The sequence below is a fragment of the Synechococcus sp. Cruz-7E5 genome, from assembly GCF_024345995.1.
In the GTDB taxonomy this organism is placed as follows: Bacteria; Cyanobacteriota; Cyanobacteriia; order PCC-6307; family Cyanobiaceae; genus Regnicoccus_A.
The window spans coordinates 34,373-60,166 of record NZ_JAGQCE010000008.1 but is presented as its reverse complement, the minus strand read 5'-3'; the positions used below and the strand labels follow the sequence as shown (position 1 = coordinate 60,166).

Annotated in this window: 30 protein-coding genes; 15 read left to right on the top strand and 15 right to left on the bottom strand. The window is 66.7% G+C overall.

The features are described from left to right. The 7 genes from KBY77_RS10345 (at position 1) to KBY77_RS10315 (ending at position 5,724) form a co-directional block, all read left to right on the top strand. A complete protein-coding gene (locus KBY77_RS10345; protein WP_255104010.1) occupies positions 1–981 on the top strand; it encodes a formylglycine-generating enzyme family protein in 981 nt (326 codons plus the stop codon). A gap of 100 nt (positions 982–1,081) precedes the next feature. Continuing rightward, on the top strand, positions 1,082–1,711 hold the full coding sequence (locus KBY77_RS10340; protein ID WP_255104008.1) for a pentapeptide repeat-containing protein: 630 nt from the start codon (positions 1,082–1,084) through the stop codon (positions 1,709–1,711). Between the two features lie 74 nt (positions 1,712–1,785). Continuing rightward, positions 1,786–2,343 (top strand): hypothetical protein, encoded by a 558-nt coding sequence (locus KBY77_RS10335; protein WP_255104005.1) that lies wholly within the window; start codon positions 1,786–1,788, stop codon positions 2,341–2,343. A gap of 57 nt (positions 2,344–2,400) precedes the next feature. Then, positions 2,401–3,279: a bile acid:sodium symporter family protein gene (locus KBY77_RS10330; RefSeq protein WP_255104004.1), complete on the top strand. Its 879-nt coding sequence runs from the start codon at positions 2,401–2,403 to the stop codon at positions 3,277–3,279. Continuing rightward, positions 3,280–3,666: a DUF1622 domain-containing protein gene (locus KBY77_RS10325; protein ID WP_255104002.1), complete on the top strand. Its 387-nt coding sequence runs from the start codon at positions 3,280–3,282 to the stop codon at positions 3,664–3,666. A 28-nt stretch (positions 3,667–3,694) separates the two neighbouring features. Beyond that, on the top strand, positions 3,695–4,078 hold the full coding sequence (locus KBY77_RS10320) for a YidH family protein (protein WP_255104000.1): 384 nt from the start codon (positions 3,695–3,697) through the stop codon (positions 4,076–4,078). Further along, a complete protein-coding gene (locus KBY77_RS10315; protein WP_255103998.1) occupies positions 4,078–5,724 on the top strand; it encodes a SulP family inorganic anion transporter in 1,647 nt (548 codons plus the stop codon). Before KBY77_RS10320 ends, KBY77_RS10315 begins: the two co-directional genes overlap by 1 nt. Before the next feature lie 34 nt (positions 5,725–5,758). Here the strand turns inward: KBY77_RS10315 and KBY77_RS10310 are convergent, their stop codons facing one another. Beyond that, positions 5,759–7,429: a mechanosensitive ion channel family protein gene (locus tag KBY77_RS10310; RefSeq protein WP_255103996.1), complete on the bottom strand. Its 1,671-nt coding sequence runs from the start codon at positions 7,427–7,429 to the stop codon at positions 5,759–5,761. A gap of 102 nt (positions 7,430–7,531) precedes the next feature. On the opposite strand from KBY77_RS10310, the gene KBY77_RS10305 reads away from it, so the two are divergent. Then, positions 7,532–9,181 (top strand): mechanosensitive ion channel family protein, encoded by a 1,650-nt coding sequence (locus tag KBY77_RS10305; protein WP_255103994.1) that lies wholly within the window; start codon positions 7,532–7,534, stop codon positions 9,179–9,181. 127 nt (positions 9,182–9,308) lie between these two features. Here the strand turns inward: KBY77_RS10305 and KBY77_RS10300 are convergent, their stop codons facing one another. From KBY77_RS10300 to KBY77_RS10285, 4 genes are all read right to left on the bottom strand, one after another. Then, positions 9,309–10,304: a mechanosensitive ion channel family protein gene (locus KBY77_RS10300; RefSeq protein ID WP_255103992.1), complete on the bottom strand. Its 996-nt coding sequence runs from the start codon at positions 10,302–10,304 to the stop codon at positions 9,309–9,311. Positions 10,305–10,683: 379 nt separating this feature from the next. After that, positions 10,684–11,190: a hypothetical protein gene (locus tag KBY77_RS10295; RefSeq protein WP_255103990.1), complete on the bottom strand. Its 507-nt coding sequence runs from the start codon at positions 11,188–11,190 to the stop codon at positions 10,684–10,686. Between the two features lie 107 nt (positions 11,191–11,297). After that, entirely contained in the window at positions 11,298–11,936 is a 639-nt protein-coding gene (locus KBY77_RS10290; protein WP_255103989.1) for a hypothetical protein, read from the bottom strand. Positions 11,937–12,144: 208 nt separating this feature from the next. Continuing rightward, positions 12,145–13,248 carry a DUF389 domain-containing protein gene (locus KBY77_RS10285; protein WP_255103987.1) on the bottom strand — a complete coding sequence of 368 codons (1,104 nt, stop codon included), beginning with the start codon at positions 13,246–13,248 and terminating at the stop codon, positions 12,145–12,147. A 112-nt stretch (positions 13,249–13,360) separates the two neighbouring features. Between KBY77_RS10285 and KBY77_RS10280 the strand changes: the two genes are divergently transcribed. Continuing rightward, positions 13,361–13,525, top strand: a complete 165-nt coding sequence (locus tag KBY77_RS10280; RefSeq protein WP_255103985.1) for a Nif11-like leader peptide family RiPP precursor — start codon at positions 13,361–13,363, stop codon at positions 13,523–13,525. Positions 13,526–13,528: 3 nt separating this feature from the next. Here KBY77_RS10280 and KBY77_RS10275 read toward each other — a convergent pair whose 3' ends face one another. The 3 genes from KBY77_RS10275 to hisB form a co-directional block, all read right to left on the bottom strand. Beyond that, the gene (locus KBY77_RS10275; protein ID WP_255103983.1) at positions 13,529–14,011 is read right to left on the bottom strand and encodes a DUF1499 domain-containing protein; all 483 of its coding nucleotides are present in this window, start codon (positions 14,009–14,011) and stop codon (positions 13,529–13,531) included. Next, positions 14,008–15,564 (bottom strand): carotenoid oxygenase family protein, encoded by a 1,557-nt coding sequence (locus KBY77_RS10270; protein WP_255103981.1) that lies wholly within the window; start codon positions 15,562–15,564, stop codon positions 14,008–14,010. The genes KBY77_RS10275 and KBY77_RS10270 overlap by 4 nt, the downstream gene beginning before the upstream one ends. Positions 15,565–15,625: 61 nt before the next feature. Then, positions 15,626–16,273: an imidazoleglycerol-phosphate dehydratase HisB gene (gene hisB, locus KBY77_RS10265; RefSeq protein ID WP_255103978.1), complete on the bottom strand. Its 648-nt coding sequence runs from the start codon at positions 16,271–16,273 to the stop codon at positions 15,626–15,628. A gap of 86 nt (positions 16,274–16,359) precedes the next feature. Between hisB and KBY77_RS10260 the strand changes: the two genes are divergently transcribed. Beyond that, positions 16,360–16,980, top strand: coding sequence for a carbonic anhydrase (locus KBY77_RS10260; RefSeq protein ID WP_255103975.1), 621 nt, complete (start codon positions 16,360–16,362; stop codon positions 16,978–16,980). Positions 16,981–16,993: 13 nt separating this feature from the next. Here the strand turns inward: KBY77_RS10260 and fabI are convergent, their stop codons facing one another. Continuing rightward, the gene (gene fabI, locus KBY77_RS10255) at positions 16,994–17,776 is read right to left on the bottom strand and encodes an enoyl-ACP reductase FabI (protein WP_255103973.1); all 783 of its coding nucleotides are present in this window, start codon (positions 17,774–17,776) and stop codon (positions 16,994–16,996) included. Between the two features lie 87 nt (positions 17,777–17,863). Between fabI and KBY77_RS10250 the strand changes: the two genes are divergently transcribed. From KBY77_RS10250 to KBY77_RS16625, 3 genes are read left to right on the top strand one after another with little or no spacing between them, the layout of a single operon-like run. Beyond that, positions 17,864–18,739: an FAD-binding domain-containing protein gene (locus KBY77_RS10250; RefSeq protein WP_255103970.1), complete on the top strand. Its 876-nt coding sequence runs from the start codon at positions 17,864–17,866 to the stop codon at positions 18,737–18,739. A gap of 2 nt (positions 18,740–18,741) precedes the next feature. After that, complete coding sequence (locus tag KBY77_RS10245) at positions 18,742–19,191, top strand: hypothetical protein (protein WP_255103967.1); 450 nt, start codon at positions 18,742–18,744, stop codon at positions 19,189–19,191. Beyond that, entirely contained in the window at positions 19,188–19,856 is a 669-nt protein-coding gene (locus KBY77_RS16625; RefSeq protein ID WP_255103964.1) for a 4'-phosphopantetheinyl transferase superfamily protein, read from the top strand. Before KBY77_RS10245 ends, KBY77_RS16625 begins: the two co-directional genes overlap by 4 nt. Before the next feature lie 6 nt (positions 19,857–19,862). Here KBY77_RS16625 and KBY77_RS10235 read toward each other — a convergent pair whose 3' ends face one another. Further along, complete coding sequence (locus tag KBY77_RS10235) at positions 19,863–20,345, bottom strand: hypothetical protein (protein ID WP_255104193.1); 483 nt, start codon at positions 20,343–20,345, stop codon at positions 19,863–19,865. Positions 20,346–20,490: 145 nt separating this feature from the next. Between KBY77_RS10235 and KBY77_RS10230 the strand changes: the two genes are divergently transcribed. Then, a complete protein-coding gene (locus KBY77_RS10230; RefSeq protein ID WP_255103962.1) occupies positions 20,491–21,060 on the top strand; it encodes a thioredoxin family protein in 570 nt (189 codons plus the stop codon). Positions 21,061–21,087: 27 nt separating this feature from the next. Then, entirely contained in the window at positions 21,088–22,293 is a 1,206-nt protein-coding gene (locus tag KBY77_RS10225; protein WP_255103960.1) for a DegT/DnrJ/EryC1/StrS aminotransferase family protein, read from the top strand. On the opposite strand, the gene KBY77_RS10220 is transcribed toward KBY77_RS10225, so the two are convergent. The 5 genes from KBY77_RS10220 to KBY77_RS10200 all read right to left on the bottom strand — a co-directional run bounded on the left by KBY77_RS10220 (position 22,269) and on the right by KBY77_RS10200 (position 25,783). Then, positions 22,269–23,768 carry an FAD-binding domain-containing protein gene (locus KBY77_RS10220; protein ID WP_255103958.1) on the bottom strand — a complete coding sequence of 500 codons (1,500 nt, stop codon included), beginning with the start codon at positions 23,766–23,768 and terminating at the stop codon, positions 22,269–22,271. The two genes, KBY77_RS10225 and KBY77_RS10220, sit on opposite strands and share 25 nt — an antisense overlap. Further along, on the bottom strand, positions 23,765–24,328 hold the full coding sequence (locus KBY77_RS10215) for an NUDIX domain-containing protein (protein ID WP_255103955.1): 564 nt from the start codon (positions 24,326–24,328) through the stop codon (positions 23,765–23,767). The genes KBY77_RS10220 and KBY77_RS10215 overlap by 4 nt, the downstream gene beginning before the upstream one ends. 54 nt (positions 24,329–24,382) lie before the next feature. Then, entirely contained in the window at positions 24,383–24,946 is a 564-nt protein-coding gene (gene folK / locus KBY77_RS10210) for a 2-amino-4-hydroxy-6-hydroxymethyldihydropteridine diphosphokinase (RefSeq protein WP_315856478.1), read from the bottom strand. Between the two features lie 45 nt (positions 24,947–24,991). After that, a complete protein-coding gene (locus KBY77_RS10205; RefSeq protein WP_255094868.1) occupies positions 24,992–25,198 on the bottom strand; it encodes a hypothetical protein in 207 nt (68 codons plus the stop codon). Positions 25,199–25,300: 102 nt separating this feature from the next. Then, on the bottom strand, positions 25,301–25,783 hold the full coding sequence (locus KBY77_RS10200; protein WP_255103953.1) for an aromatic acid exporter family protein: 483 nt from the start codon (positions 25,781–25,783) through the stop codon (positions 25,301–25,303). Positions 25,784–25,794: the final 11 nt, after the last annotated feature.

The following is a 25,794-nucleotide window of genomic DNA, read 5'->3' as shown; positions in this document are numbered from 1 at the left end:
ATGACCGTTGCCCCCAGCACCAGCCGTTCCCGGCCGGGTCGCCCCCCGGCCCCTGGCATGGAATGGATCCCTGGGGGCAGCTTTGTGATGGGCTCCGATGCCCACTACCCCGAGGAGGCCCCGGCCCACCGGGTGCGTGTGGAGGGGTTCTGGATCGACCGCTCACTGGTCACCAATGCCCAGTTCCGCAAGTTCGTCAAGGCCACGGGCCACATCACCCTGGCCGAGCAGCCCGCCGATCCGGCCCAGTATCCCGACGCCCTGCCTGAGTTGCTGGTTCCGTCCTCGATCGTGTTCGTGCCGCCCCCCGGGCCGATCGGCACCGGGGATCCCTATCGCTGGTGGCAATACATGGCCGGCGCCAACTGGCGGCATCCCGAAGGGCCAGGCAGCTCGATCAAGCACCGCGACCACCATCCAGTGGTGCATGTGGCCCATGCCGACGCAGCGGCCTATGCCGCCTGGAGCGGCAAGCAGCTGCCCAGCGAAGCGGAGTGGGAGCGGGCCGCCTGGGGCGGCCGTGAAGGCGCCGAGTTCGCCTGGGGGGAAGAGCTACACCCAGGCGGGCGCCCGGTGGCCAACACCTTCCAGGGCGATTTTCCCCACCACAACAGCCTGCTGGACGGCTACGCGGGCACCTCGCCTGTGGGCGTCTTTCCGGCGAACGGCTATGGCTTGTTCGACACCATCGGCAATGTCTGGGAGTGGACCGACAGCTGGTACGGCCACCATTCCCTCAAGGCCGATCAGGAGTTTGCGGCTGAGGAGAACAGCGGCTGCTGCGCCGGATCAACTGACGCCCGTGAAGCCAGCATCGACCCCACTAGTCAGCATGGAGCGATGCCGCGCAAGGTGGTGAAGGGCGGCTCGTATCTCTGCGCCCCCAGCTACTGCCGCCGCTACAGGCCAGCGGCACGCATGGCCCAGGGCATCGACACCTCCACAAGCCACATGGGATTTCGCTGCATCGTGCGCCTCTGAAGCCATGACTCCTTCACATCCGAACACCTGGCTGGCCCGTCAGCAGCGCCGCCGCGCGTCCCCGTTCTTTCTGCTGCTGGATCGCTCCTTCGGCTTCAGGGTGCTGATCGCGGCAATGATGTCCTTTGCGTTACTCTCCCTCGTCAATCGCTTCGACAACTGCCATGGAGCCGACCCAAGAGAGAACTGCCTGACCAGTAACTTCCTGGACGTCATAAGCATTGGCAATGTCGAATCGTTCAGCATCGTCACGGCGGGTTTCGTCTACATCCTTGAGGCGGGGCGTCGCAAGGAGAGAGAACACCATGAGCTACTCACTTTGCTGCTGACGCAACAAGAGGCTGGAGTGAAATACAGCCTTGGACGTATCCGAGCCATCGAGGATCTCAGCTCAGACGGCATCTGGCAGGACGACTTCGATTTGCATGGCACAAACCTGGCGGGGCTGAGGATTCCATTCAGTCGTTGGCGAGGTTGCAACTTCGCCGACACGCTGTTGTGCAAGGCCAATCTACAGGGTGCGGATCTGAAGGGGGCCAACTTCACGGAGGCTGATCTCACTGAAGCCAATCTTGCCGGCTCCGATCTCACTCAGGCCAACTTCACCCGGGCCATCCTCACCGATGCCGATCTCAGCGGTGCCAACCTGATCGGCGCCGTCTTCCAGGATGCTGATCTGCGGGGAACAAAGATCGATCGGAGCATTACAGCCTCGAGCGATCGTCCGTGATTCGATCAGTTGTCATGGTGATCCACAAACTTCCCCATCCACCTGCTGTTGACCCCAGCGCGCCCCATGCCCAGATGAGCCGAGTCGCCGGGGCCTTCGTCGGCATTGCAGCCGGATATGCGATCACCCGCCAGCTGCCCTTCCTGCCGGCCACATTGCTGAGTTCCCTGGTCCTGGCCGCCACCTCCACATTCATCGGCCGGGTCAGATGTCCGCTGCGGTGGTGGGCTCTGCTTGGCACCGCCTGCGGCTCGGTGCTGGGCAGCGCTGTGGTGCTGGCGGCGAAACTCCAGCAAAGCCAACCGCAGTCGGATCTCTCCAGCAGAGCCGTGCTGCTCGGCTGTCTTGCCCTTGCTGGTTGCATCGCCGGGCACAACCTCAGCCGCGATGCCGCTGGCGATTCCGCCCGCCACCCCAGGGACCTCCTGCGTTCAGCCAGTGCGCTTACCACCGGCATCTTCGCGGTGCTGGTCACCTTCACCTTTCTGCATTCCGGCCTGGATACGGCTCGCACCTTCTCCAGCCGGCTGAGCACCTCCCTGACCATCCTGGTGGCGACGCTCTCCGTACCTGGATGGCTGACCCATCTGCTGAATCGGCCGCCACCGAGGGGGCCCAGGCTGCGGTCCTGATCCGCCTCCATTGTCCAGCCTCATCTCCAGCTGACACCTCCCCTCGACCCCGACGCCATGGCCCAGGCAACCCTGCTGCTCGTCAGCATCACCCTGTTCACGATCATGTTCGGCCTGGGTGTTGGCCTGAAGGGAGAGGCCATCGTCAAGCTGCGCCGCAGGCCTGCCCTGGTGATCAGGGTGCTGATCGGGTCCTGCGTGCTGGTCCCTCTGGTAGCCCTTGTGCTGATGAAGCTGACTCCGGACCTGGCCCTCTCCAAGTCCGCCCGTTTCGGCATCGCCCTGATGGCCATCTCACCCAGCGCTCCGCTCACCCTGCGCAAGGCCGGCAAAATGGGCGGAGACCGCGAGCTGGCGGCGGTGCTCCAGGCCTGCGCGGCCGTGGCCGCGATCGTTTCGATCCCACTGATCGTGGATCTGTTCCAGTCCTCCTTCGGGATCTCAGGCTGGGACATCGGCCCGAAGGAGGTGGCCCTCCAGGTGGGCAAGGCCCAGGTGCTGCCCCTGCTGGCGGGCCTGGGGCTCAGGCGCTGGCGGCCGCTCTGGGCGAACCGGCTGTCGGGTCCGCTCGAGAAGCTGGGCAATGGGCTTCTGCTGCTCCTGATCGTGCTGGTGCTGGTCAAGTCGCTGCCTCTGCTGCTGCCCTTCGCGGCCGCCAACCTGGTGGCCCTGGGTTTCATGGCCGTGATGGTGCTGGCGGCCCTGGCCATCGGCTATGGGATCGCTGGTCCTGAGCCCCGGGAGCGCACCACCCTCGCCCTCGTCACCTCAATGCGCAACCCAGGGCTGGCGCTGCTGTTCGCCACGACCTACGGCGCCGGCATACCTGACCTGAAACTCGCGGTGCTGGCCTATCTCCTGGTCACTGTGCTGCTCTCGATTCCCTTCCTGCGCTGGCAGCGCCAGAAGCAGCAGGTGCCCTTCGTGACCCCTTAGATGACTTGGCTTGAATCCCCTGAGGCCCTGCTGGAGGGGCTTGCCGGTGTCGTTCGCTTGACCCTGGAAACACTTTCTGTGCTCTGTGTGGTGGCGGGCTTGGTCGCCACCCTGCCACTGGCCTTGCCGTACCTGCCCTTCCTGGGCCATCGCGGCCGCCGCCCCTCCAGCACGATCCGGATCAGCTTCGGCAGCTGGCTGTCGATGGCACTGGAATTCCAGCTGGGGGCCGACATCGTGGCCACCACCACGGCTCCCTCGAACCGCAACCTGATCCAACTGGCGACGGTGGCTGTGATCCGCACCTTCCTCAATGTGTTCCTCGCCAAGGAACTGGAGGCGGAGCGGCGGCTGGAGCAGGATCATCCTCTGCGGCCGAAACCCTGATCAGCCAGCCCTTGCTGTCGGCATCCCCATGAACCTCACCAACGAGCTGGCCAAGGAGCGCAATAGGGAGGCGGCCGAGCGCACCCTGATGGCCTGGATCCGCACCTGCCTGTCGCTGATCAGCTTCGGCTTCGGTCTCGACAAGATCATCGGAGCGATCCAGGCCAGCCGCTTCGAGGGCAGTGCCCATACGCAGCTCAGCGTGCGGTTGATCTCGATCGGATTCGTGCTCACGGGGATCCTGGCCATGGCAGCCGCCACTCGCCAACACCGCAAGGTGCTGCGGCGGTTGAAGCAGGACGATTTCGTCTATATCGGAACGGCTTCGATCTCGACGGCAACGGCCCTGGCGCTCACCCTGATCGGCCTGGTTGCCCTGGTGCTGCTGATCGCCGGTGGCATGAGCGCCTGATGGGCGTCTACCGGCAGGGACTGGGGCAGGCGGATCTCGCAGCCGGACTGACCGCCGCGGCGGTGGTGCTGCCCAAGGCGATGGCCTACGCCACCATTGCCGGTCTGCCGGTGCAGGTGGGTCTGTACACGGCTCTGGTGCCGATGGCTGTGTATGCCCTGCTGGGCAGCTCCAGACCCCTGAGCGTCAGCACCACCAACACCCTGGCCATCCTGGTGGGAAGTGAGCTGAATCGGCTGACGCCGGAGAGCGAGCCCAGCGCCTTGATGGCAGTGAGCGCCACTCTGACCGTGTTGGTGGGAGCGATGCTCTGCGGCGCGGCCCTGCTGCGGTTCGGCTTCATCGCCAACTTCATCTCCGAATCGGTGCTGGTGGGTTTCAAATCCGGCATCGGGCTGGTGATCGTGGTGGATCAGCTGCCCAAGCTGCTGGGGCTGTCTGTGGAGAAGGACGGCTTCTTCCGCGACCTGGCCGCCATTTTCGGGGACATCTCCCAGGCCTCGATCGCCACGCTGCTGCTCTCGGCCGGGCTGTTCACCATTCTGTTCAGCCTGAGACGCCGGTGGCCGTCGGTGCCGGCTCCATTGGTGGTGGTGGCGATCGCGATCACCAGCTGCGCCCTGCTGGGGCTCGATCGTTTCGGGGTGGAGCTGGTGGGCACCGTGCCAAGGGGGCTTCCCGCCCTCAGCTGGCCCCGGCTGGATCTGCTGAGCGGGCTCTGGCCAGGCGCGGCAGGCATCGCCATGATGAGTTTCACGGAAAGCATCGCGGCAGCTCGGGCCTTTCGCGCCAGCGATGAACCCTCTCCTGTGCCCGACCGTGAGCTGCTGGCCCTGGGACTGGCCAACATCGGCGGCGGCTTGTTCGGAGCGATGGCGGCAGGGGGCGGGACCACCCAGACGGCGGTGAACCGCCAGGCGGGCGCCCGCAGCCAGATGGCCGAGCTGGTCACGGCTGGGGTCGCGCTGGTCACGCTGCTGCTGCTGGCCCCCTGGCTCGCGCTGATGCCCCTGGCGGCCCTGGCCGTGGTGGTGATCATTTACTCCTTCGAGCTGATCGCCCCGGGCGAGTTCCTGGCGATCCGGCGCGTGCGCCACGCCGAATTCCACTGGGCCGTGGTGGCCTTCCTGGGGGTGGTGGTCCTCGGCACCCTCAAGGGCATCCTGGTGGCCGTGATCCTGTCATTGCTGGCGCTGGTGCAGCAGGAGGTGAACCCGCCGCTGTATGCCATCGGCCGTAAGCGCGGCACTGATGTGTTCCGGCCGCTGTCCTCCCAGCATCCCCGGGATGAGACCTGGCCGGGGCTGCTGCTGCTCCGTGCCGAGGGGCGCCTGTTCTTCGCCAATGCCCATGGAGTGCTCCTGCGGATGCGGGCGGAGATCAAGCAGCACCAGCCAAGGGTGGTGGTGCTGGATGGCAGCGCCGTGATCGACATCGAATACTCCGCACTCAAGGTGCTCACGGAAACGGAGCGGCGCCTGGATCGGGAGGGCATCTCCCTCTGGCTGGCGGGGCTGAATCCCACGGTGCTGGAAGTGATCCGCCGCTCGGAGCTGGGCGAACGCCTGGGCAAAGAGCGGATGCACCGCAACATCGAGCGGGCGGTTGAGCATTACCTCGCCGCGCATCAGAAGGCGAACGGGTGATCAGCTGAGCGATCGAACCGGCTGGGGCGGCGGATCAGACCTTGGGAACGGTGCTGGCATTGCCGTTGCGGATGGCGTGGTACCCCGGCGAGAGGATCTCCACCTCGGCGGCCGCGAAATGGTCCTGCAACGCCGCCAGCACGTCCGAGAGGGTTTCGCGGTAGGTATCCGCTCCGATCACGAAGGCATTGAGCTCATAGCTGATATGGAAATCATTGAGGGAGGTCTGAATCACATAAGGCTCAAGCTCATCACTGATTCCCTTGACACTCTTGGCCGCCGCCAGCATAAGTTCGTGCACACGGCGCCAGGGAACGTCGTAGCCGATGGTGATCGTGGTGGCGATCGCCACGGGTTGCTGGATCTCACGCCGCGAGAAACTGAAATTCACCACCGAGGCGCCGATCACCATGGCGTTGGGAATGCTCACCAGCTCATTTCTTGGCGTGCGTACCCGGGTCACCAGCAACGCCCGCTCCTGCACCACCCCCACCGTGCCGTTGATGTCCACCCGGTCACCTAGGCGGAACGCACGGGTGTAAATCAGCATCAGGCCGCTGATGATGTTGGTGGCGATGGCGCTGGAGCCGAGGGCCGCCAGCGCACCCACGAACAAGCCGGCCCCCTGGAAGGCCTTGCTGCCGGATCCAGGGATGTAGGGGTAGGCCAGCACTACCCCGATCAGGGCAATGAAGATCGTGGCCAGACGGGCCGTGGGCAGGGCCCATTCCTGGTAGAAACCCGGGATGCGCACCCGGCCCCGCTCGAGGGCTGAGAACCAGGCGTTGCTGGCGCGGATCGCCATCACCGTGAACGCCGTGATCAGCAGGATCGAGACCAGGTTCGGAAGCGCCCCGGCCGCCGCGTCAAAGGCCTTGCGTATCACCTCCAGAATCTGTTTACGCAGGCCGTCGGCAATCCCCTGGGTGGGTGGGAAGAACCCCAGCAACAACGGAACCAGCAGGTAGCTGATCAGGAGCAGCAGCGACCAGTGGATGACCCGGCGGACCAGCTGCAGGATCTGGCGTATCTGGACAGATTCGAGCAGCTGATTGGAGCCGACGCGCAGTCCCTGCAGCAGACGGTTCTGATCAAGGTCGATCCACTGGGTCGCCCAGCGGTTCAGCTTTGACTGGGTGCGTATCCAGAAGAGATAGATAACGAGCACCAGCAGGGCAAGGGCCGTTCCCTTGACCCAGGCGAGGGGCGTTCGGCTGCGCCTGTATGTGATGACGGCGCTGACCAGACTGCTTCGGTACGTCTCGGCCAGCTCCTGGCGGCTGAGATCGAAGCAGGCCGACACCCGGTCATCGACGGCCATGAACCGCTCCGAGCCTCCGTCGGCGCGGGGGCGCACGAGGAAGGTGTACGGCGGGGCATCCTCGATGGTGAGGCGCTCGGGCTGGAACGACGGGCTCTCAGCCAGACGACCCAGCTCCTCCGTCGCCCGCCGGGCGTAGTTCGCCGGGTTCTGAGCTCCGATCGCCGAACGGATCTCCACCACCTTCCGGCCATCGAGGGTGATGAACTGGGGAGGATCGATGCAGTGCGCCTTGTCGGCGGAAGGGGTCGTGTCCTTCTGGGCGTGAAGCGGCAGCGACGAGACCAGCACCAGGGCCATGGACATCCCCAGGGCCAGCACCACCAGCAGAGCGGAGCGACGTCGGCGGGCCTGACCACCTGCTCGCACCACGGGAGGCGTCACGGCTGGCTCAATCAGACTGTGTTGCGATCATGGTGCACCCCCTCACGCCCATGCCCACGCCCAGCGAATAGGTTGCCCGAAGCCTGGGGAGGACGTCAGAGCATGGACCCGACAGTCCCAGTCCAAGGCATCCCAGGCCGCAGCTGGTCCCGCCGGCGGGGATGGTTCTGGCCGGCCGCGCTGCTGGTGGCGCTGCTGGTGACCCTGCCGTCAGCGTCACCCGGCCGGGCAGCGGCTGAGATCCCTGCCGCCCAGGTGGAAGTGGACGGCACCAGCCTGTTCCAGGTGCGGAGCTCGAAGGACTTCAGCGCCGAGCAACGGGCGGACGCGGCCAATGACCTGCTCCAGAGAGCCGCCCGGAACCCCAGGCGGGCTGAGCTCCAGGTGGTGGAGCGCAATGGGCTGCCGGTGATCAGCCTCGATGGCAAGCCCCTGCTGACGGTCACCCGCCTGGACGCGGCGGAGGGCCTTAGCCCGCAGGACCAGGCGGAAACCTGGCGCCGCCGCCTGGGGGAGGCCCTGGAGCAGGGACGCCTGCAGCGGCAGCCCGCCTACATCCGGCGGATGGGGCTGCGCTCGCTCGCCCTGCTGCTGGGTGCCCTCCTGCTGCAGCGCCTGCTGGGAAGTCTCTTCCGGCGGGCCTTCCCGCAGGCCTGGCCCCATCCGGGCGCCGATGGTGAGCTGATCCCAGGTAAGGCGGGCAGCGGCTTCCTGATCCGGGCCCTGCTGCGCAGCCTTCAGGTGGCGGTCTGGATCAGCGTTGCCGGCACAGTGGCCGACCTGTTTCCGCTCAGCCGGATGGCCTTGCAGCGGCTGCGTGACGCGCTCTCCGACAGCCTCGCCTCCCCCTTCCTGCCCCTGGGGGAACGCAGCTACTCGGTGCTGGATGTGATCGTGCTGATCACCCTGTTCCTGGCCCTGGCCAGGGGACTGGGGGTGCTGCAACGGCTGCTGCGCACCCGCGTGCTGCAGTACACGGGGATCGGCAAAGGGGCCCAGGAAGGAATCGCCTTCGTGGTGCAATATGCCCTGCTGTTCATCGGCTCACTGGTGCTGCTTCAGCTCTGGGGGCTCGACCTGAGCTCCCTGACCCTGTTCGCCAGCGTGTTCGGTGTGGCCCTGGGCCTGGGGCTTCAGGGCATCACCAAGAACTTCATCAGTGGCCTGATCATCATCTTCGAGCGGCCGATCCAGGTGGGTGATTTCGTCGAGATCGGCGAGCTTCAGGGCACGGTTCAGAAGATCAGCCTGCGCAGCACCGAAGTGGTGACCCTGGACCGAATCGCGATCATCGTGCCGAATGCCGAGTTCCTCGAATCCCAGGTGGTGAACTGGAGCCATGGCAGTCCCACCTCCAGGCTGATGCTCCCCATCGGCGTGGCCTACGGCTCGGATTGCACCGCCGTGCGCAATGCCCTGGTGGAAGCCTGCAAAGACTATTCCGGGATTCTCCAGGAACCGAAACCGAAGGTGTTCTTCACTGGCTTCGGCGACAGCTCGCTGAACTTCAGTCTGCTGGTGTGGATCAACCAACCCATGCGTCAGTATGAAATCATCAGCGACCTCAATTTCCGCATCGAGGCAGTTCTGCGCCACCGCGGGATTTCAGTCCCCTTCCCCCAACGGGATCTGCATCTGCGCAACGACAGCCTGCAGCTGTCCCTGCCCCCCGAACTGAGCGAGGGGCTCAGGGCCCTGCTGGCTGATCGTGGCGAATGCTCCGCCGCACCTCCTGATCAGGACGGGGCGTAGGGATGTGGCACAGGGCTGAGGCGGCCATCGCGAACTGATCCTGCTGAGCCCCCGCCAGCACACCCAGCAACAGCCAGCGCCGCTGCCACCGAGTGGCCTGACCTCAGCCCGCTGGGTTGAGCCTGGATCAGGATCCGTCGCTCGGAAGCGATGGCTGGTCGTGATTCGATCGTTGCCCTTCACCCGCCCCAGGGCCGGTACGTCCATCGCTGAGGCGTACATCGAGGGGCGGCAGTTCCACAAGCGCCACTGTGGTGGAAGCAATGCTCACCCTATCCTTCGCGGCCGCAAACGCATCGAGAATTTTGGTGTAGAGGATGTCTTTAGTGATACGACGGCGCTTGCAATCCACGATGTAGCGGACAGTGAAGGCCAGCCAGTTGTCGGTGACCACCAGGCTCACCGCCGGCTCCAGACTGGCCGGCTCAAGCAGATAACGGTGGATCAGCTTGTCCCAGGCACGGCGGTAGGCCTGCATCAGCTCATCGGTGTAGAGATCACTCACCACCTGCTCGAGAATCATCCGTGCCTGCCGGTGGTCGCTGCCGTGTTTCACCGGCACGCGGATCTCATCCCAGAGGAACGGAAAGTCACCAGAATAATTGAACACCGGCGCCTTGAAGACGAAGCTGTTGGCAATGCGGACAACCCGGCCGTTGTAGAGATCGGAATCAACCCATTCCCCCAGTTCCATCATCGTGGTCCTGAGAATGCCAATGTCGATCACATCGCCTTTGATGCCACCCAGTTGAACACGATCGCCCGGCCTGTAGAACCCTCCGAAGGAAATTGCGATCCAGCCGGCCACACTGCCGATCACCTCCTGGAGGGCGAAGGCAATGCCCGCACCAGCCACCCCAATGGCCACGGTGAGCCCCACCAGGCGATCGCGGAACACGATCGACACCAGCAGAATGACCGCCAGGTAGCCACCGAAGGTGATCAACTTCCGGGCGTAATAGCGGCTGTCGCCATCACTCAGATTTCGCGTGATGTAGCGCTGAGCCAGCCGCACGGCCAGCACGATCAGCAGCAAGCCCACAAATGCGGCCAGCAGCTTGCCGACCCATGGGTCCTGCCACCAGGGCGCCACAAGAATCACAAAAGGCACCAGCGCTGCCATCGGCGACCGAAGACGCGTAGATCACCAGCCTGGCGCCTGGGTGAGCTGTTGGGGCTACGCGGAACTTGATTGGTGACAATCCACCCATCGCCTGGTGGGGGTGGGGGAGACCAAAGGTCGGAGCCGAAAAACCAGCTTAAATCCACGTCCGTCAGGCACCAAGCCATCGAACCGTTTCGCTCGGCAGCACCGGCAGCGCCTGAGTGGGCAAGGGCGGCCATCCAGTCAGTTGCAGCGGCCTTGATCAGCACCGCGATCGTCATCACGTTCCGGTGCCTGGCCTTGGCCTGCGCCTTACCAATGGCCATCCGCATGGCTCATATTCCGTATCTCATCCCTGCGGCTTCTCACGGTCATTGGTCTTCGAGTCCGATCTCCATCAGCGAGTTTCTTTGGCAGATCCACGATTGATCCACCAGCGTGCGACACGCGTGATCGGGCCACGCAGCAGCAGGTAGGGCACAAAGGCGAGCAGGCCCGCGATGATCACCGCTTCGGCAGGATGAAACGTGTCGAACACGAGCCATTGGTAGATCAGGTCCATGCCCAGGCCGAGGATGATGACCCGCGCTGTGGAGATAAGCCCCTCGTGCAGACGACTGCTGCGCTTTCCTGGGTTGCTCAGTATGGTCCAGAGGTAGGGATTGCGTCCAGACCGGGCGTCCTTGACGCCATCGACCAGTGCCATCATTGCCACCATGATTGGTTGCAGCACGAAACGAAAGGCCATCGGCCCGCTCGGACGGTCGAGCAGGTTCTGCCAGATCCGCTCAAACACCGAAACCGAGAGGCTATGCATGGCCACCCCGATAATGACCAATGCGACCGACAGCACGAGCACCAATCGAGCCAAAAGAATCTTTACTTTTGATACTTTATCCGTCATTGTCTGATCATCTCAACCTGCCCTCGAATAGCTGCTGTTCCTGTCGGCAAGGGCAACGAGTTTCGGCGCAGCAATGCCCGTATTCTTTGGTTGATCATAGCCCAGAGTCAGTCATCCTTCACCAACCGCTTGAGCCGATGGACGGCTAGAGAAACAGGAGTCAACGATACGTTCTCCACTGACGTCGCGCGACCAGCCGCGAACGGGTTGTCAAGATCAGCGATCAGCAGCAGCAGCTTGATCAGCAGGAATGAAATCACGCCAATGAAGAAAAGGGATTCTCCGAATGGCTCGATATCAGTAAGAACAAGTCCTCCAGTCAGCAGGCCCGTTCCGATGAAGGCCATCCCGTAGACAGAAGGCACAAAAGTGGTTTCACGAATCACCTCAATGCGAACCACGACTCGGCGGACGTTGGCCAATTCGAGCAGCAGGCGGGCCTGCAGTGGGGCGGCATTCCAGACACCGAGCCGCTCGATCGCAAGCTGCAGTTCATCGAGGTGGTTCAGCAGGGTGGTGACCAGACCGGCCTCCTTCATCCAGTCCAGGAGATCTTCGCTGAAGCCCACCAACAGTGCCAAAGCCCCCTTCACCTCGGCTTCCGGATGAAGCTCCCTAACGCTTCTTGCCTCCCTGGCGAGGCACTCCAGAGCAGCGGCCAGTTCACCGGGAATCTTCTCGCTTTCCTTGTAATCCAGCAGCACCCCATTCAGCAGGAAGCCCAGCAGGAACACCTCGGAGGCCACCAGTGCAGGGAACAGGGGATTCGGGACCAGCAGTTCCCAGTGCATGCGGTGCACCAGGGTCTTGACGACCAAAATGGTCAACAGCACCAGGCTCACCCGGCCGAAAAACCAGACACGCCGCAGCCAGTGCCTGCGATGCGTATCGGTGTCCAGTTGTTCGGCCATCATTGTTTCGGGGCGCATGGAGGGCACTGTGTCGGGCGGCCCCCTACTGCTCCTTGGGCTCCCCCTGCGGCAACGGCGGCAACGGCGGGGGGGGCAGCACCTCCAGCTCGGGGGGGTTGGGCGCGGTTTCCGGGCCGATCAGGTCCACGGCGGTGCGTTGCATCACCAACCGGAAGCGCAGGGGCGCCTGTTGCTGATTGATGAACGCCTGCACGGCGGCCACCTGCTTGGAGGTGGGCAGCGTCGGATCAGTCACCCGCACCCGGGCCCGGATCAGAGGCGGGTTCTGCTGCCAGTCGATTGAGATCCCCACCAGATCGATGGCGGGATCGCCGCCGAGGGTGATCGTGCTGCTGCGCAGCCGCTGTTCGATCACCGCCTCCAGCTGCTGAGCTTTTGTCTCAAGCCGGGATCGGTTCAGCAGGCGAAAGAAGCTGCTGCCGAGGGGAATCACCAGCAGGGCGGTGAGGGCCACGCTGGTGAGTCCGAGCCGGCTGTGGAACAAGCGGCGCCGGTACACCCGCTCGAGGCTGGCCAGGGACACCATCGCCCCCACCATGATCCCCAGCAGGTTGGTGGCAAACAGCAGCAGTGCCCCATAGGCCTGCATCCAGTCGGAGGACGCCAGCAGGATCCCCACCACGCACATGGGCGGCACCAGGGCCACGGCGATCGCCAGGCCAGCCAGTGCCGAGATCGCGTCTTTTCTCAGCTTGGCGTACATCGCCACCGCTCCGGCCACCAGAGCCACTCCCAGATCCAGCAGGTTGGGGCTGGTGCGGGCCATCACCTCGCTGCCGAAGCTCGGTAAGGCCACCAGGTGGCCCACCGCCATCGCCAGCAGCACGCAGATCACCACCCCCAGCAGCAGGGTGCGCAAGGCCCGCAGAAACATCGGCAGGCGCCCCCGCAGGATCTCGAAGGCCATCGCCTGCAGCGGCATGATCCAGGGGGCCACCACCATGGCTCCGATCACCACGCCAGGGCTGTTGGCCAGCAGGCCCAGGGTGGCGATCAGGGTGGCCCCCACCGTGAGCACCACGAACACCTGGTTGAAACTGGCGTCGTGCTCGAACTCCTGGCGCAAGGCGTCGAGCCGGGCGTCGTCATGCCATCTGTCCTCGGGCAGGACTGTGGTGCTGGTCATCGCAGGCCTGGGGTGGAATGGCCACGCCAATGGTGCCACCAGCGGCCGACTATCCCTGACGCCAGCCCCACGCCCGAGTAGCAAGGAGAGGTAACCACCACAGGCACCTCCCATGTCCAAAGCACAGCTGAGTGCCTTTCTGATCGAAGTGGAAGCCGATGCCGCCCTGCGCCAGCGGGTGGAAGCGGCTGCCGATGCCAGCGCCGTGGCAGCCATTGCCCAGGAGCGAGGCCATATGTTCTCCGCGGCCACCCTCAGCCGCCACCAGCGGGGCTGAAGCTCAGGCGTAGCCCAGGCTCAGGCGGAGCGCATCGAGCCGACGGGCATTCACGCCCAGGTCGGAATCTCCCAGGCGGGATTCCGAACGCGCCTGAATGCTGGTGCCTGATCCGTCCAGCGCCAGTTCCAGATCGTCGACAAAACCGAACAGCTGGCTTTCGGCGGTGGCATGCAGATAGCTGAGCTGGGGGGATCCGGACCTGGTTTCGATCTGGACCCCGGGTGTGTCCTCCAGCTTCAGCGCCAGCTGCTGGAGTGCTGTTGCCGGATCGGCCAGTGACCAGTCCTGGCGTGCGCAGTGAGCTGGGCTGGCGCACGGCCTGAGCCGTCCGTCGTGCAGACCGAGATCCGCGGGCGGAGCACCGGAAAAATGCAGCAGGGAGGCCTGGGCAGCGCCGGGGTGGCCCAGCAGCAAAAGACAGGTCAGCAGCTGGGCGCCCAGCAGCGCCAGAAGCCTCAGGGGACGAAAGGTGGCGGTTCTCATGAGGCGGCCCAGCTGCCGTGCAGGCCGTGGGGCAGGGCCAGGGGCATGGGCAGCACCGCCTGCTCCGAGAGATCGGCGGCGTTGAGGATCACCAGGTCGCTGGCGCAACGCGCCCCGTTCCAGACCACGCAGAGGATCCAGCCGTCGTCTTCGGCGGGTTCAACACTGGGGGATTCCGCCATGGCGGCCTCCTGCCGCAGGCGCGGCACCATCACGGGCTCGCTCACGAAGCCCCGGGGGGCGGCACTCCAGGTGCGGCGCTCGCCGCTGATCAGATCCAGCTTCTCGATGGCCTGCAGGGGGGCATTGCCCCGCTCCTGCTCGGTGACGGCCATCCAGGCGAAGCGGGCCTCAAGACCCACCCGCCGGGGGTTGACCATGGCGAACTCGCAGCAGCGCTCCTCCAGCAGTTCGGTGCTCACCGCACCGCTGGCCAGGTCGATGCGGCAGCGCTTGAGCTGACCGATCGGCAGGGTGTCGAAATCGACGGCGCGGAAATCAACGCCGGGGCCGATCGTGGGGAAATCGTCGTAGAAGATCGAATCCACCACCACCTGGCCGGCCTCACCGGCAGAGGAATCCTCGAAGGCATTGAGGTGGTGGAACACAAAGCCCTCAGGAGCGCTCACCTGCAGCGGCTCCCCCTCTCCGGAGCGGGGGATCAACCAGAACTGACCGCTCTCCCCTGGCTTGGAGCCCAGGCACTGGGCGGCGCCCTTCCAGCCGAGCACGAAGCCCAGCGGATTGAAGCTCATGGCGTTCTGCAGAAACACCGCCCAGTTCGGGGTGATGGCGAAATCGTGCAGGAAGGCAAAACCGTTGAAGCTGCGTTTCTGATCGGCCACCAGCTGCCCCGCCTGGGCGCCGTGGCCGGCATCGAACTCCATCAGGCGGATGGTGCTGCGGGGGCCGGCCTTGACCCCGAAGGTGACCATGCGCTCCTGGCCGTGGTGGCCGGGATCGAAGCGGGGGTGGGCGCTGAAGGCCTCACCGCCTGCGAGCACACCATCGAGAAGGTCGACACCCACGGTGTCCAGACTGACGGGGTCGAGGGCATGGGGGGAGCTGGCCTCCCACAGGGCCAGCAGCTTCTCGCCCAGCCGCACCACATGGGTGTTGGCGATGTTCTTGAGGCGCAGGTCGAAGGCGTTGGCCAGCGGTCCGCCGGGCTTCTGGGTGCCGAAGACGCCGCGGTAAAGCACCTTGCCGGCCTTCTCCTCCGCCATCCAGCCCTCCGTACGCACGAAACGGTTGCTGAGGCAGGCCGCGCCGCCTTCGAAGCGCACCGCCGTGATCATGCCGTCGCCATCAAAGGGGTGGTGCACCCAGCGGCCGCCGCGCTCCAGCCGCCCGGGACCGTTGCGGTAGAGGCTGCCGCTGAGCTCGGAGGGGATGGTGCCGCTGGCGGCTGCCAGGGGAACGGCCGTGAGCTCCGTGCCCACATTGCGGAAGGCACTGGCCCAGTCGGCGCGGTCGTAGCCGGGGGCTGCGGCCGCCGTGGAGGAGGTGGCCTCGCTGTTGCCGGGCTCGGGTCGACTGGGGGCGATGGTCATCGCTCACTGGCGCGGTTGTGCCTCCATCATCACGTAACGGAGTGTGACAACGCGATTCGCTTCAGCCAGGGGCGCCCGCCTGCTCCAGCACACCCTTGCTGCTGGGCACCTCGCCGGCGCGGCGTGGATCAATCTCCACCGCCTGGCGCAGGGCCCGGGCGAAGGCCTTGAAGCAGGCCTCCACGATGTGGTGGGAATTGAGGCCGTCGAGCTGGCGGATGTGCAGGGTGAGTCCGGAGTTGTTCACCACCGCCACGAAGAACTCCCGCACCAGCTCGGTGTCGTAGGTGCCGATGCGCTGGCCCGGGATCACCAGGCCGTAGCTGAGGTGGGGGCGGCCGGAGCAATCCAGCACCACCTGCACCAGCGCCTCATCCAGGGGCGCGGTGAAGTGCCCGAAGCGGTGGATGCCCTTGCGGCTGCCCAGGGCCTGGGCCAGGGCCTGGCCCACGGCGATGCCCACGTCCTCGTTGGTGTGGTGATCATCGATGTGGGTATCCCCCTCGGCGCTGATCTCCAGATCCAGCAGGCCGTGGCTGGCGAGCTGGTGGAGCATGTGATCGAGGAAGGGCACACCGGTGCTCACCCGACAACGGCCGCGGCCATCGAGGTCCAGCCGCACGCGCACGTCGGTTTCACCGGTGACACGGTGGATACGTCCGCTGCGGCCGCCCGGGCTGCCGGGATCAAGATCCGGAAGGAAGGACACGGGGCAATGGGGCGGGAGTGTGCCAATCATGCCGAAGCCAAACGCCTGACCAGGTCCACAATCGCCAGCACCGATCCGGCTGCTGCGTGAACAACTGTCCACAGACGGTGCTGACCGAACTGCGAGCGGGCCATCAGCGCTTCCTTGACGGTGAATCGCTCCATCCCCACAGCAGCCGCGAGCGCATGCTCGAAGTGGAATCGGGCCAGCATCCGACTGCGGCGGTGCTGGGCTGCGCCGATTCCCGGGTGCCGGTGGAGCTGCTGTTCGACACTGGCTTCGGCGACCTGTTCGTGGTGCGCAACGCCGGCACCCTCTCCACCACCGCGGCGATCGCCTCACTGGAGTACGCCGTGGCCCATCTGGGCGTGCCCGTGATCGTGGTGCTCGGCCATGAACGCTGCGGCGCGGTGGAGGCGGCCCTGAACCCGGCGCTGACCCTCACCCCGAGCCTGGCCCAGCTGGTGGGGCAGTTGCGGATGGAGCTGATCAACCTCGGCGGCCAGCACGACCTGGATCAGGCCGCCCGCCACCACACCCTCAACGCGGCCCGCAACCTGGTCGACTCCAGCGTGCTGCTCACCGATCTGATGCGCAGCGGCCGCCTGCAGGTGGAGGCCGCCTTCTACAACCTGCACACCACCACGATCGACTGGATGGGATCGGTGATGCCGATGCGCTCGGAGGAGCTGATGGGTGCACCGTGAGGCGCGACGGCGCTCACATCCCCGTAATGCAGTAACCCGCATCCACATAGATCACCTGGCCGGTGATGCCGGAGGCCAGGGGGCTGGCCAGAAACGCAGCGGTGGAACCCACCTCGTCCTGCGTGACGGTGCGCTTCAGCGGCGCCTTCTCCTCCACGTTGTGGATCATGTCGAGGATGCCGCCGATGGCGGAGCTGGCCAGGGTGCGGATCGGACCGGCGCTGATGGCGTTCACCCGCACCTGCTTCTCCGGCCCAAGTTCAGCGGCCAGATAGCGCACACTCGCCTCCAGAGCCGCCTTGGCCACGCCCATCACGTTGTAGTTGGGGATGGCCCGCTCGGACCCCAGATAGCTGAGGGTGATCACACTGGCGCCCTCGTTGAACAGGGGCTTGGCCCAGCGGCACAGGGGCGCCAGCGAATAGGAGCTCACCTCAAGGGCACGGGCGAAGCCCTCGGGGCTGATGTCGGAGTAGTTGCCGATCAGCTCCTCCTTGCCGGCGAAGGCGAGGCAGTGCACGAGCACATCGATCGAGCCCCATTTCTGCTTCACCTGCTCGAACACCGCCTCGATCTGGGCCGGGTCCTGCACGTTGAGCGGCTCGAACAGGGTGGGGTTCAGTGGCGCGGAGAGTTCGCGCACCTTGGCCTCGAAGCGCCCCTTCTCATCCGGCAGGTAGGTGACCCCCAGCTCTGCGCCGGCGGCGGCGAGCTGCTGGGCGATGCCCCAGGCGATCGAGCGGTTGTTGGCGATACCCGTGACGAGGGCTTTCTTACCGCGCAGATCGAGGAGCATGGGTAGGCGCCGAGTGCCGGCCAAGGACAGTGGGTGGATTCTCCTCCACCGCTTCCAGCGGCTCCCGGCCGCGCCCCTCAGCCAGCGATGACGTCCAGCACTCCCCCTTCAGAACCGGCGCCGCCCCCACAACCGAACCGCGCCGACCTGCCGCGCCAGTTCCCGGACCGGGGGGCCATGGTGCTGGAGCTTGCTGCCCGCTTTCCCCTGGCCAGCGGCGGCGCCAGCCCGATTCGCGGGGGCTCAAAACCGGCGCTCGCGGCGCTGGCAGCCGTCGATCCGGAGCGCTATGTCGCCAGCCGTAACCACCTCGACGGCGCGGTCAGCGGTCTCTCCCCCTACATCCGCCACGGGGTTCTGAGCCTGGCCCAGGTGCGCGACGTGGTGCGGCAGCGCATGGCCAGAGGTCCCGGGCTGGTGAGCGAGAAGCTGCTGCAGGAGCTGGCCTGGCGTGACTACTGGCAGCGGCTCTGGATCCGTCTGGGCGATGACATCTGGGAGAACCAAGAGCCGCTCAAGACCGGCCAGCGGGAGGCGGCCTACGCCCAGGAGCTGCCGGATGACATCCGCGAGGGCCGCACCGGCCTGGCCTGCATCGATGCCTTCGCGCGCCAGCTGATCGACACCGGCTGGCTGCACAACCACGCCAGGATGTGGCTGGCTGCCTACGTGGTGCACTGGCGCCGGGTGCGCTGGCAGGCCGGGGCCAGCTGGTTTCTGCGCCACCTGCTCGATGGTGATGCCGCCAGCAACAACCTGAGCTGGCAGTGGGTGGCCAGCAGCTTCAGCAGCAAGCCCTACCTGTTCAATCGCGCCAACCTGGAGCGCTTCGGCGCCGGGCGCCATTGCCCAGGCTGCCCGGCCGCGGAGGCCTGTCCATTCGAAGGCAGCTACGAGGATCTGCAGACCCGCCTGTTCTCCGCACCGCAGTTGGATGATCAAGCCAAGGGCGAGGCGGTCTGAGCATGGACTGTCCGGTTCTCTGGATCCACGCCGAGGCCCTGGGTCCGGCCAATCCCGCCCTGCTGGCCCATCCAGGCCGGCCGGCCCTGTTCGTCTTCGAGCCGGGGCTGCTGGAGGGCGCCGCCGGGCCGATCAGCCTCAAGCGGATCGTCTTCCTCTACGAGTGCCTGCTGGAGCTGCCGGTCACGATCCGCCAGGGCCATGGGGCGGAAGAGGTGCTGGCCTTCGCCGCCCGCCACCGGGCCGATGGGGTGGTGACCAGCGCCTGGGTGGACCCCCAGCTGGGGGGCATCGCCGCCTGCGTGGCCGCCGCCCTGCCCCTGCAGGTGCTGGAGGCTGAACCCTTCGTGGACCTGCCGGAGCCGGTGGACCTGGGTCGTTTCAGCCGCTACTGGCGCTCAGCGGGGCCCCTGCTGCGGCCGGATCTCGCCGGGCCATTGGAGTCATCGTGATCGATTCCAGCAAACACACCGCCCCCAGCGCCCCCGGCCAGGCCGCGCCGCGCCGGCTGGAGCAGCCAGCGCTACCGGCCACGGTCTGGCTGGCGGGGCTGGGCTGGCTGACCCCCCAGCGGCGGGGGGAGTTGCTGGCACTGCTCTGCAGCGACGAGCATCAGCGGCTGCGGCGCTGTCGCCTGCCCGCGGACCAGGACCGTTTCCTGCTGGGACGGGGCCTGCTGCGGCTGCGGCTGGGACAGGCTCTGGGGCTGGAGCCCGCCCGGCTGCGCTTTCGCCTGGGGCCCCAGGGCAAGCCCGCCTTGGAGGGGCTGGAAAGCCGGGACACCCTGCAGTTCAACCTGGCCCATTCGGGCGCCCTGGTGCTTTTGGCCCTCCACCCCGAGCGGCCGGTGGGCGTGGATGTGGAGAAGCACCGGCCCGGCCTGAACTGGCGGTCGATCGCCAGGCGCCACCTGCCCAGAGGCTGCCTCGAAGCCCTCGAGGCGCTGCCTCCAGCGGAGCAGCTCAGCGGCTTCCTGCAGCACTGGTGCCGCCTGGAGGCGGGCCTGAAAGCGACGGGACTCGGCCTGGCCGCAGTCGGAGCCCCACCACCACCAGGCCTGGAGCTGCACGATCTCCAACTGCCGGAGGGCTATGCCGGCAGCCTCGCCCTGCTCTGAGCCCTGCTACGGCTGATCCTCCTGCTCGCGGATCGTTTCGGGATCTGTCAGCAGATCCTTCTCCTCCAGCATCGGCAGCTTCTCCACCTTCACCTGGGCGGGATTCAGGGGCGGCTCGATCCACTCCCAGGTGCTGCGCGGGGCGCGACTGAGGCAGAGGGCTTCCAGTTCCTTGCGCAGGGCCCGTCGCACGTCACGGCGGGCGACGGCGGCGAAGAACTCCTCGCGGCTGGCCAGACCGGAGCTGAAGGGGTGGCTGCCGTTGCCGTTGAACAGCCGCGCTGGATCCGGCAGCCAGCGCGGACGGCAGTAGCCCTTGCGGCTGGTATCGGTTTCGAGCCAGATGTGCAGCCCAAAGCCGTCGGGCTGGCTGACGACAGCCAGGCCGTCGTGGGGCTGCTGCCGCTGCAGGGGGAAGCTCTTCCAGCTGGCGCTCCGATGGGCGGGCACACAGCCGCCGGCGAGCAGCGCTGCCGCCAAGGCGGCCATCAGACCAGCAGCGGCACGGAGGCCGAACCTGGAGGAGAGATCGGACCGGGGCACCGCTTCGGGTCGAACGGGCAGATCTTCACCCACAACGCCCATTGAAACGGACGCAAGACTCACCACAGCCTCCCTCTGTGATCACACGCTGATGGCACTCACCCCATCCACGATGGTTCCGCTGGGAACGCCGCTGCCGGCCTTCGCGCTGCCCGCTCTCGATGGCACCGTTCACAACAGCGCCGATCTGCCTTCACGGCCGCTACTGGTGCTCTTTCTCTGCGCCCACTGCCCATTCGTGAAACACATCGAGCCGGAACTCGCCCGGATCGATCGCGACTACGGCCAGCACATCACCATCCTGGCGATCGCGAGCAACAGCCTGCGCACCCATCCCCAGGACGGTCCGAGCCAACTGGCGGAACAGCGGCAACGAGTGGGATGGCGCTTCCCCTACCTGCTCGATGCCGACCAGAGCGTGGCCCGGGCCTTCCGTGCCGCCTGCACCCCCGACCTCTACCTCTTCGACGCCGCGCATCAGCTCGTCTATCGGGGCCAGCTCGATGGCAGCCGCCCGGGCAACGGCCAGGCACCCGATGGCGCCGACCTGCGATCGGCCCTCGATTCGCTGCTGGCGGGAAGGCCGCTGAGCACCGGGCAAAAGCCTGCAATCGGTTGCAACATCAAGTGGCACCCCGGGCTGGAGCCGGCCTGGGCCTGACCCTTGGAGGGGCTTAAGGTTGCTTTCATGCAGGTGCCCCCCTTCGATCTCACCGAGCAGCTTCATCAACTGGGTGAGGCCCTCGAAGACGCCGTTCTGCAGGTGTTGCGCAGCGGGCAATACATCGGGGGCGCCACGATTGCCCGTTTCGAGCAACAGTTCGCCGAGGCCGTGGGCACCCCCCACGCCATCGGCTGCAACAGCGGCACCGACGCCCTGGTGCTGGCCCTGAGAGGTCTGGGCATCGGCGAGGGCGATGAGGTGATCACCAGCTCCTTCAGCTTCTTCGCCACTGCAGAAGCGATCAGCGCCGTGGGCGCCACGCCGGTGTTCGTGGACGTGGACGAATCCACCTATCTGATCGATCTGGAGCGGATCGAGGCGGCGATCACACCCGCCACCAAGGCCCTGATGCCGGTCCATCTGTTTGGGCGGCCGGTGGACATGGAGCGACTGGGGGCGATCGCCGCCGGCCACGACCTGTTGGTGATCGAAGACTGCGCCCAGGCCACCGGCGCCAGCTGGGCCGGGCGGCCGGTGGGCAGCTGGGGGGATGCGGGCTGCTTCAGCTTCTTCCCCACCAAGAATCTCGGCGGTGCCGGCGACGGCGGTGCGGTCACCTGCAGGGATCAGGCGCTTGCCGCCCGCATCCGCGAGCTGGCGGTGCACGGCATGCCGCGCCGCTACCTGCACACCTCCCTGGGGTACAACAGCCGCCTCGACGCGATGCAGGCGGCGGTGCTCTCCGTGAAGTTGCCCCACTTGCCGGATTGGGTGGAGCGGCGACGGCAGCTGGCGAGCACCTACAGCAGCGAGCTGGCTGATCTGCAGGGGCTGGTCCTGCCTGAGGCGGGTCCAAGCGGCCACAGCTGGAACCAGTTCGTGGTGCGCATCCCCCGCTGCCCGTCGGCCCAGGCTGGCTGCGGGGGTGCCTGCGTCCCATCCAGCGACAGCGCCACCTACGGCCTGCCCGAAAGCTGCTGCCGCGACTGGCTGAAGCAGGCCCTGGCCGAGGCCGGCGTGAACACGATCATCTATTACCCGATCCCGATCCACCGCCAACCGGCCTATGCGGATCTGGGCTACGGGCCCGGCAGCCTGCCGATCACCGAGCGGCTCACGGCCGAGGTGCTCAGCCTGCCGATCTTCCCGGAACTGAGCGCCTCCCAGCAGGCCACCGTCACCGCCGTGATGCGGCAGCTGGTGGCTCAGCCCCTCAGCCTGGCCTCCTGAGGCGCAGCCACCGAGGCCGCATGCAAGGCCTTGAAGTGGGCCTGCTGCAGCTTGTGGTTCACGATCGGATCCGGGTATCCCCTGCGCTCCAGGGGCGCAATCTCTCCACGGATCAGATCGGCCGTGGCCACCCGCGAGAGCTCGGGTAACCAGCGGCGGATGTAGGTGGCGTCGGGATCAAAACGGGCCGCCTGGGTATAGGGGTTGAAGATGCGCAGGGGCTTGGGGTCCATGCCGCTGCTGGCACTCCACTGCCAGCCGCCGTTGTTGGCCGCCAGATCACCGTCCACCAGCAGACGCATGAACTGGCGCTCACCCCAGCGCCAGTCCACGATCAAGTCCTTCACCAGGAAGGAGGCCACGATCATGCGGCAGCGGTTGTGCATCCAGCCGGATTCATTGAGCTGGCGCATGGCAGCGTCCACGATGGGCACGCCGGTGAGACCATCGCACCAGGCAGCGAAACGAGCCTCGTCGTTCTCCCAGGGGAAGCGGCGCCACTGGGGGCGGTAGGGGCCCTCGGCCAGTTCGGGGAAATGGAACAGGGCCTGCTGGTAGAACTCGCGCCAGGCCAGTTCCTGCTCCCAGACCGTGATCGCCTGGAGTTCCTCCTCACTGCGCGCACGCGGGCGCTGCTCCTGGGCGGCGGCCCAGGCCTGGCGGGGGCTGAGGGTGCCGAACCTGAGCGCGGCGCTCAGCCCCGAGGTGCCCGGCTCCGCCGGCAGGTTGCGGCCTGGTTCGTAACGCAGCAGAGGCCCATCCGCAAAGGCGGCCAGCTGGGTGATGGCGGCGGCCTCACCGGGGCGGCAGGGGCAGAGATCGGCCCCTCCGAAGGGAGCGGCGGGCAGGCCATCGCCGGCGCTGGGCACGGTCTCAAGCCAGTCGAGCCGGTCCCAGAGCCGGCGGCGCTCGTCGGTAAGGGAGCCGGGATCAAGATCAATCAGGCCGGCCGGAGCAGGCACGGGAGCACAGGCCTCGGGGCCTGCCTGCTCGATCCGACGCCGCCATGCCCGGAAATAGGGGCCATAGACCCGGTAGGGATCGCCAGCGCCGGTGGCCAGCGCCTCTGGGGACACCAGCAGCTGGTCCCAGTCGGAGAGCAGCTTGCGGCCGCTGGCGCGCAGGGCCTCAGCGACACGGCTGTCGCGGGCACGGCCATCGGGCTCCCCATCCCGGTTCCAGGCCACCACGGCAGCGCCGCTGGCCTCAGCCAGCTGCGGCAGCACCACGGCCGGATCCCCGCGCAACAGCAGCAAGCGGGAACCGGCCTTTCGCCAGCTGAGCTGCAGCTCCCGCAGGCTCTCACTCAGAAACCAGAGCCCGGACGGTGAATGGTCCCTGGCCTCCAGCACGGCCGGATCGAAGACGAACACGCCGGTGACGGCTGCAGTGGCGCGGGCAGCGGCGGCCAGGCCCAGGTTGTCAGCCAGGCGCAGATCGCGGCGGTGCCAGAACAACCAGCGGGGCGGGTTCATCCGAGGCCGAGCAGCTGGCGGGCCCTGAACCAGGCGGTGACGCTCTTGCCATCGAGGGCCTCATCACCGCTGGCCAGGGCCGCATCGAGGGCAGCGGGCTCCAGCAGGAGCACCTCCAGGTCCTCGTCGTCGTCCCCGTCGGGGCGCTCGCTGAGGGGGGAGAGCTCCCGGGCCAGGAACAGGTGGATCACCTCATCGGAATAGCCGGGGCAGGGCAGCATCACGCCGAGGGAATCCCAACGGCTGGCGCTGTAGCCCGCCTCCTCCCCCAGCTCCCGCTCCATCGAGTCCTGGGGGTCTTCACCGTCTTCAAGGGTGCCGGCGGGGAACTCGAGAATGCGCCGCTCCACGGCGAATCGGTACTGGCGCAGCACCACCACGCGCCCGTCAGCCAGGACCGGGACCGCCAGGGAAGCGCCCGGATGGCGAATGATCCCGTAGGTGCCCTCCACCCCCATCGGCAGCAGCACCCGGTTGAGCTCGAAGCGAAGCTTGCGGGCCTCGAGAGCCGCCGTGGTTTCCAGGTGGATGGATGGCTCAGGCGGCGGCAGGGGAGCCATAAAGGGGGCTGGAGCAGGCCCACCAGTGTGACCGGCCGCCGCGGCCGCTGCTGTTCAGGCTGCCTCGGGCCAGCCCTCCTGGGCGGACAGCGGCAACGGTGGAGCTTCGGCGCCGGGGCGGCTCAGCAGCTCAGCCAGCAAGGCCCCGGCGGTCTGGTGGCCACCGGGGAGCACCAGCTGCGGCTCGATCGCCGAGAGGGGACCGATCACGAAAGCGCGCTGGCGCAGGCAAGGGTGGGGCAGCTCCAGCTGGGGGCTGCTGCAGCGAGCTTCGCCGCACCAGAGCAGGTCGAGATCAAGGCTGCGGGGCCCCCAGTGCACAAGGCGCTGGCGGCCGAATCGCGACTCCAGTGCCTGCAGACGCAACAGCAGGGGCAGAGGATCGGGCCAGGGCGCCCGGCCTGCCGCCACCGCCTCCGGCCCCTGACGGTCAACCAAAAGAACGGCATTGATGAATGGGGGCTGATCCGGTGGTCCACCCACCGGCGCCGTGCGGAACAGCGGCGACCAGCGCAGCAGCAGCGCGATGCCGGCCCAATCGAGAAGCTCCTGACTCAGGAGCGGACGGACCGCGGCCAGGGTGCCGGCGGGATCGCCGAGGTTGGCCCCGAGGGCCACCGCCAGGCTTTGGGACGGGGGGGCGATCGGATTCAGGACCGAGAGCTAAGGCAGGAAGCCAAGATCCTCGAAACGGGGCACCAGCCAGGAGGGGATGCCGTCTTGCGCCCAGACCCAGAAATCGCCTCGGCCCAGATAGACCGAATGACCGGAGCGGTAGGCCTGGGCCACGGTGGCCAGGTCGATCTGCTCCAGCGCGTCTTCCCGGCTCACACGCCTGCTGCGGGCTGCAAGGGAGACCCTGAGGGCCATCGAGGTCGTGCCGTTGTGGGGACCAGCCAGCGTATCGGCGGTCTGAGCGTTGTGCCCAACATCAGCCCGTGAGCAGCTGGAAGTGATACAGACCCGGCCGAATCACCTGAGGCGCTCGCGCCAGACCAGGGTGATCGCCAGGCTCACCAGGATGCCGATGCTGACATCGACGAAGCGGAACCAGGCCAGTCCCCAGACAGAAGTGGTGTGGGGCACGAGGCTGACGATGGTGAGGGCGATCCCCCCGAAGCGGTAGGCGCTCTGGTGCAGGCGCAGCAGGCCGCAGATCAGTCCCAGCAGCAGGATCGCGGCGGCATAGGAGAGGATCCCCGGCGGCAGCCACTGCACCTGAGCGGCGCCGAAAAGCACACCCAGGGCCGTGCCCAGCAGGCGGCGGCGGGAGATCGGCCAGGAGTCGACCAGGCTGGATTGGGTGACGATGATCGTGGTGATCGGCGACCAGTAGGGATTGGGCAGGCCAAGGCCGCTGGCCACCGCCATCGACACAGCCGCCGCCACGGCCGTGCGCAGGGCATGCAGGGCCCAGAGCCGCCAGCCCAGCTGGCGGGGATCGCGCTCGCGCAACAGCGGGGATC

What these genes read in the sequence shown, in the direction of transcription:
- KBY77_RS10345 (WP_255104010.1), top strand. Translation starts at nt 1, where the DNA reads ATGACCGTTGCCCCCAGCACCAGCCGTTCCCGGCCGGGTCGCCCCCCG.
- KBY77_RS10335 (WP_255104005.1), top strand. Translation starts at nt 1,786, where the DNA reads ATGAGCCGAGTCGCCGGGGCCTTCGTCGGCATTGCAGCCGGATATGCG.
- KBY77_RS10330 (WP_255104004.1), top strand. Translation starts at nt 2,401, where the DNA reads ATGGCCCAGGCAACCCTGCTGCTCGTCAGCATCACCCTGTTCACGATC.
- KBY77_RS10325 (WP_255104002.1), top strand. Translation starts at nt 3,280, where the DNA reads ATGACTTGGCTTGAATCCCCTGAGGCCCTGCTGGAGGGGCTTGCCGGT.
- KBY77_RS10320 (WP_255104000.1), top strand. Translation starts at nt 3,695, where the DNA reads ATGAACCTCACCAACGAGCTGGCCAAGGAGCGCAATAGGGAGGCGGCC.
- KBY77_RS10315 (WP_255103998.1), top strand. Translation starts at nt 4,078, where the DNA reads ATGGGCGTCTACCGGCAGGGACTGGGGCAGGCGGATCTCGCAGCCGGA.
- KBY77_RS10305 (WP_255103994.1), top strand. Translation starts at nt 7,532, where the DNA reads ATGGACCCGACAGTCCCAGTCCAAGGCATCCCAGGCCGCAGCTGGTCC.
- KBY77_RS10300 (WP_255103992.1), bottom strand. Translation starts at nt 10,304, where the DNA reads ATGGCAGCGCTGGTGCCTTTTGTGATTCTTGTGGCGCCCTGGTGGCAG.
- KBY77_RS10295 (WP_255103990.1), bottom strand. Translation starts at nt 11,190, where the DNA reads ATGACGGATAAAGTATCAAAAGTAAAGATTCTTTTGGCTCGATTGGTG.
- KBY77_RS10285 (WP_255103987.1), bottom strand. Translation starts at nt 13,248, where the DNA reads ATGACCAGCACCACAGTCCTGCCCGAGGACAGATGGCATGACGACGCC.
- KBY77_RS10280 (WP_255103985.1), top strand. Translation starts at nt 13,361, where the DNA reads ATGTCCAAAGCACAGCTGAGTGCCTTTCTGATCGAAGTGGAAGCCGAT.
- KBY77_RS10275 (WP_255103983.1), bottom strand. Translation starts at nt 14,011, where the DNA reads ATGAGAACCGCCACCTTTCGTCCCCTGAGGCTTCTGGCGCTGCTGGGC.
- KBY77_RS10270 (WP_255103981.1), bottom strand. Translation starts at nt 15,564, where the DNA reads ATGACCATCGCCCCCAGTCGACCCGAGCCCGGCAACAGCGAGGCCACC.
- fabI (WP_255103973.1), bottom strand. Translation starts at nt 17,776, where the DNA reads ATGCTCCTCGATCTGCGCGGTAAGAAAGCCCTCGTCACGGGTATCGCC.
- KBY77_RS10250 (WP_255103970.1), top strand. Translation starts at nt 17,864, where the DNA reads ATGACGTCCAGCACTCCCCCTTCAGAACCGGCGCCGCCCCCACAACCG.
- KBY77_RS10245 (WP_255103967.1), top strand. Translation starts at nt 18,742, where the DNA reads ATGGACTGTCCGGTTCTCTGGATCCACGCCGAGGCCCTGGGTCCGGCC.
- KBY77_RS10235 (WP_255104193.1), bottom strand. Translation starts at nt 20,345, where the DNA reads ATGGCCGCCTTGGCGGCAGCGCTGCTCGCCGGCGGCTGTGTGCCCGCC.
- KBY77_RS10230 (WP_255103962.1), top strand. Translation starts at nt 20,491, where the DNA reads ATGGCACTCACCCCATCCACGATGGTTCCGCTGGGAACGCCGCTGCCG.
- KBY77_RS10225 (WP_255103960.1), top strand. Translation starts at nt 21,088, where the DNA reads ATGCAGGTGCCCCCCTTCGATCTCACCGAGCAGCTTCATCAACTGGGT.
- KBY77_RS10220 (WP_255103958.1), bottom strand. Translation starts at nt 23,768, where the DNA reads ATGAACCCGCCCCGCTGGTTGTTCTGGCACCGCCGCGATCTGCGCCTG.
- KBY77_RS10215 (WP_255103955.1), bottom strand. Translation starts at nt 24,328, where the DNA reads ATGGCTCCCCTGCCGCCGCCTGAGCCATCCATCCACCTGGAAACCACG.
- KBY77_RS10205 (WP_255094868.1), bottom strand. Translation starts at nt 25,198, where the DNA reads ATGGCCCTCAGGGTCTCCCTTGCAGCCCGCAGCAGGCGTGTGAGCCGG.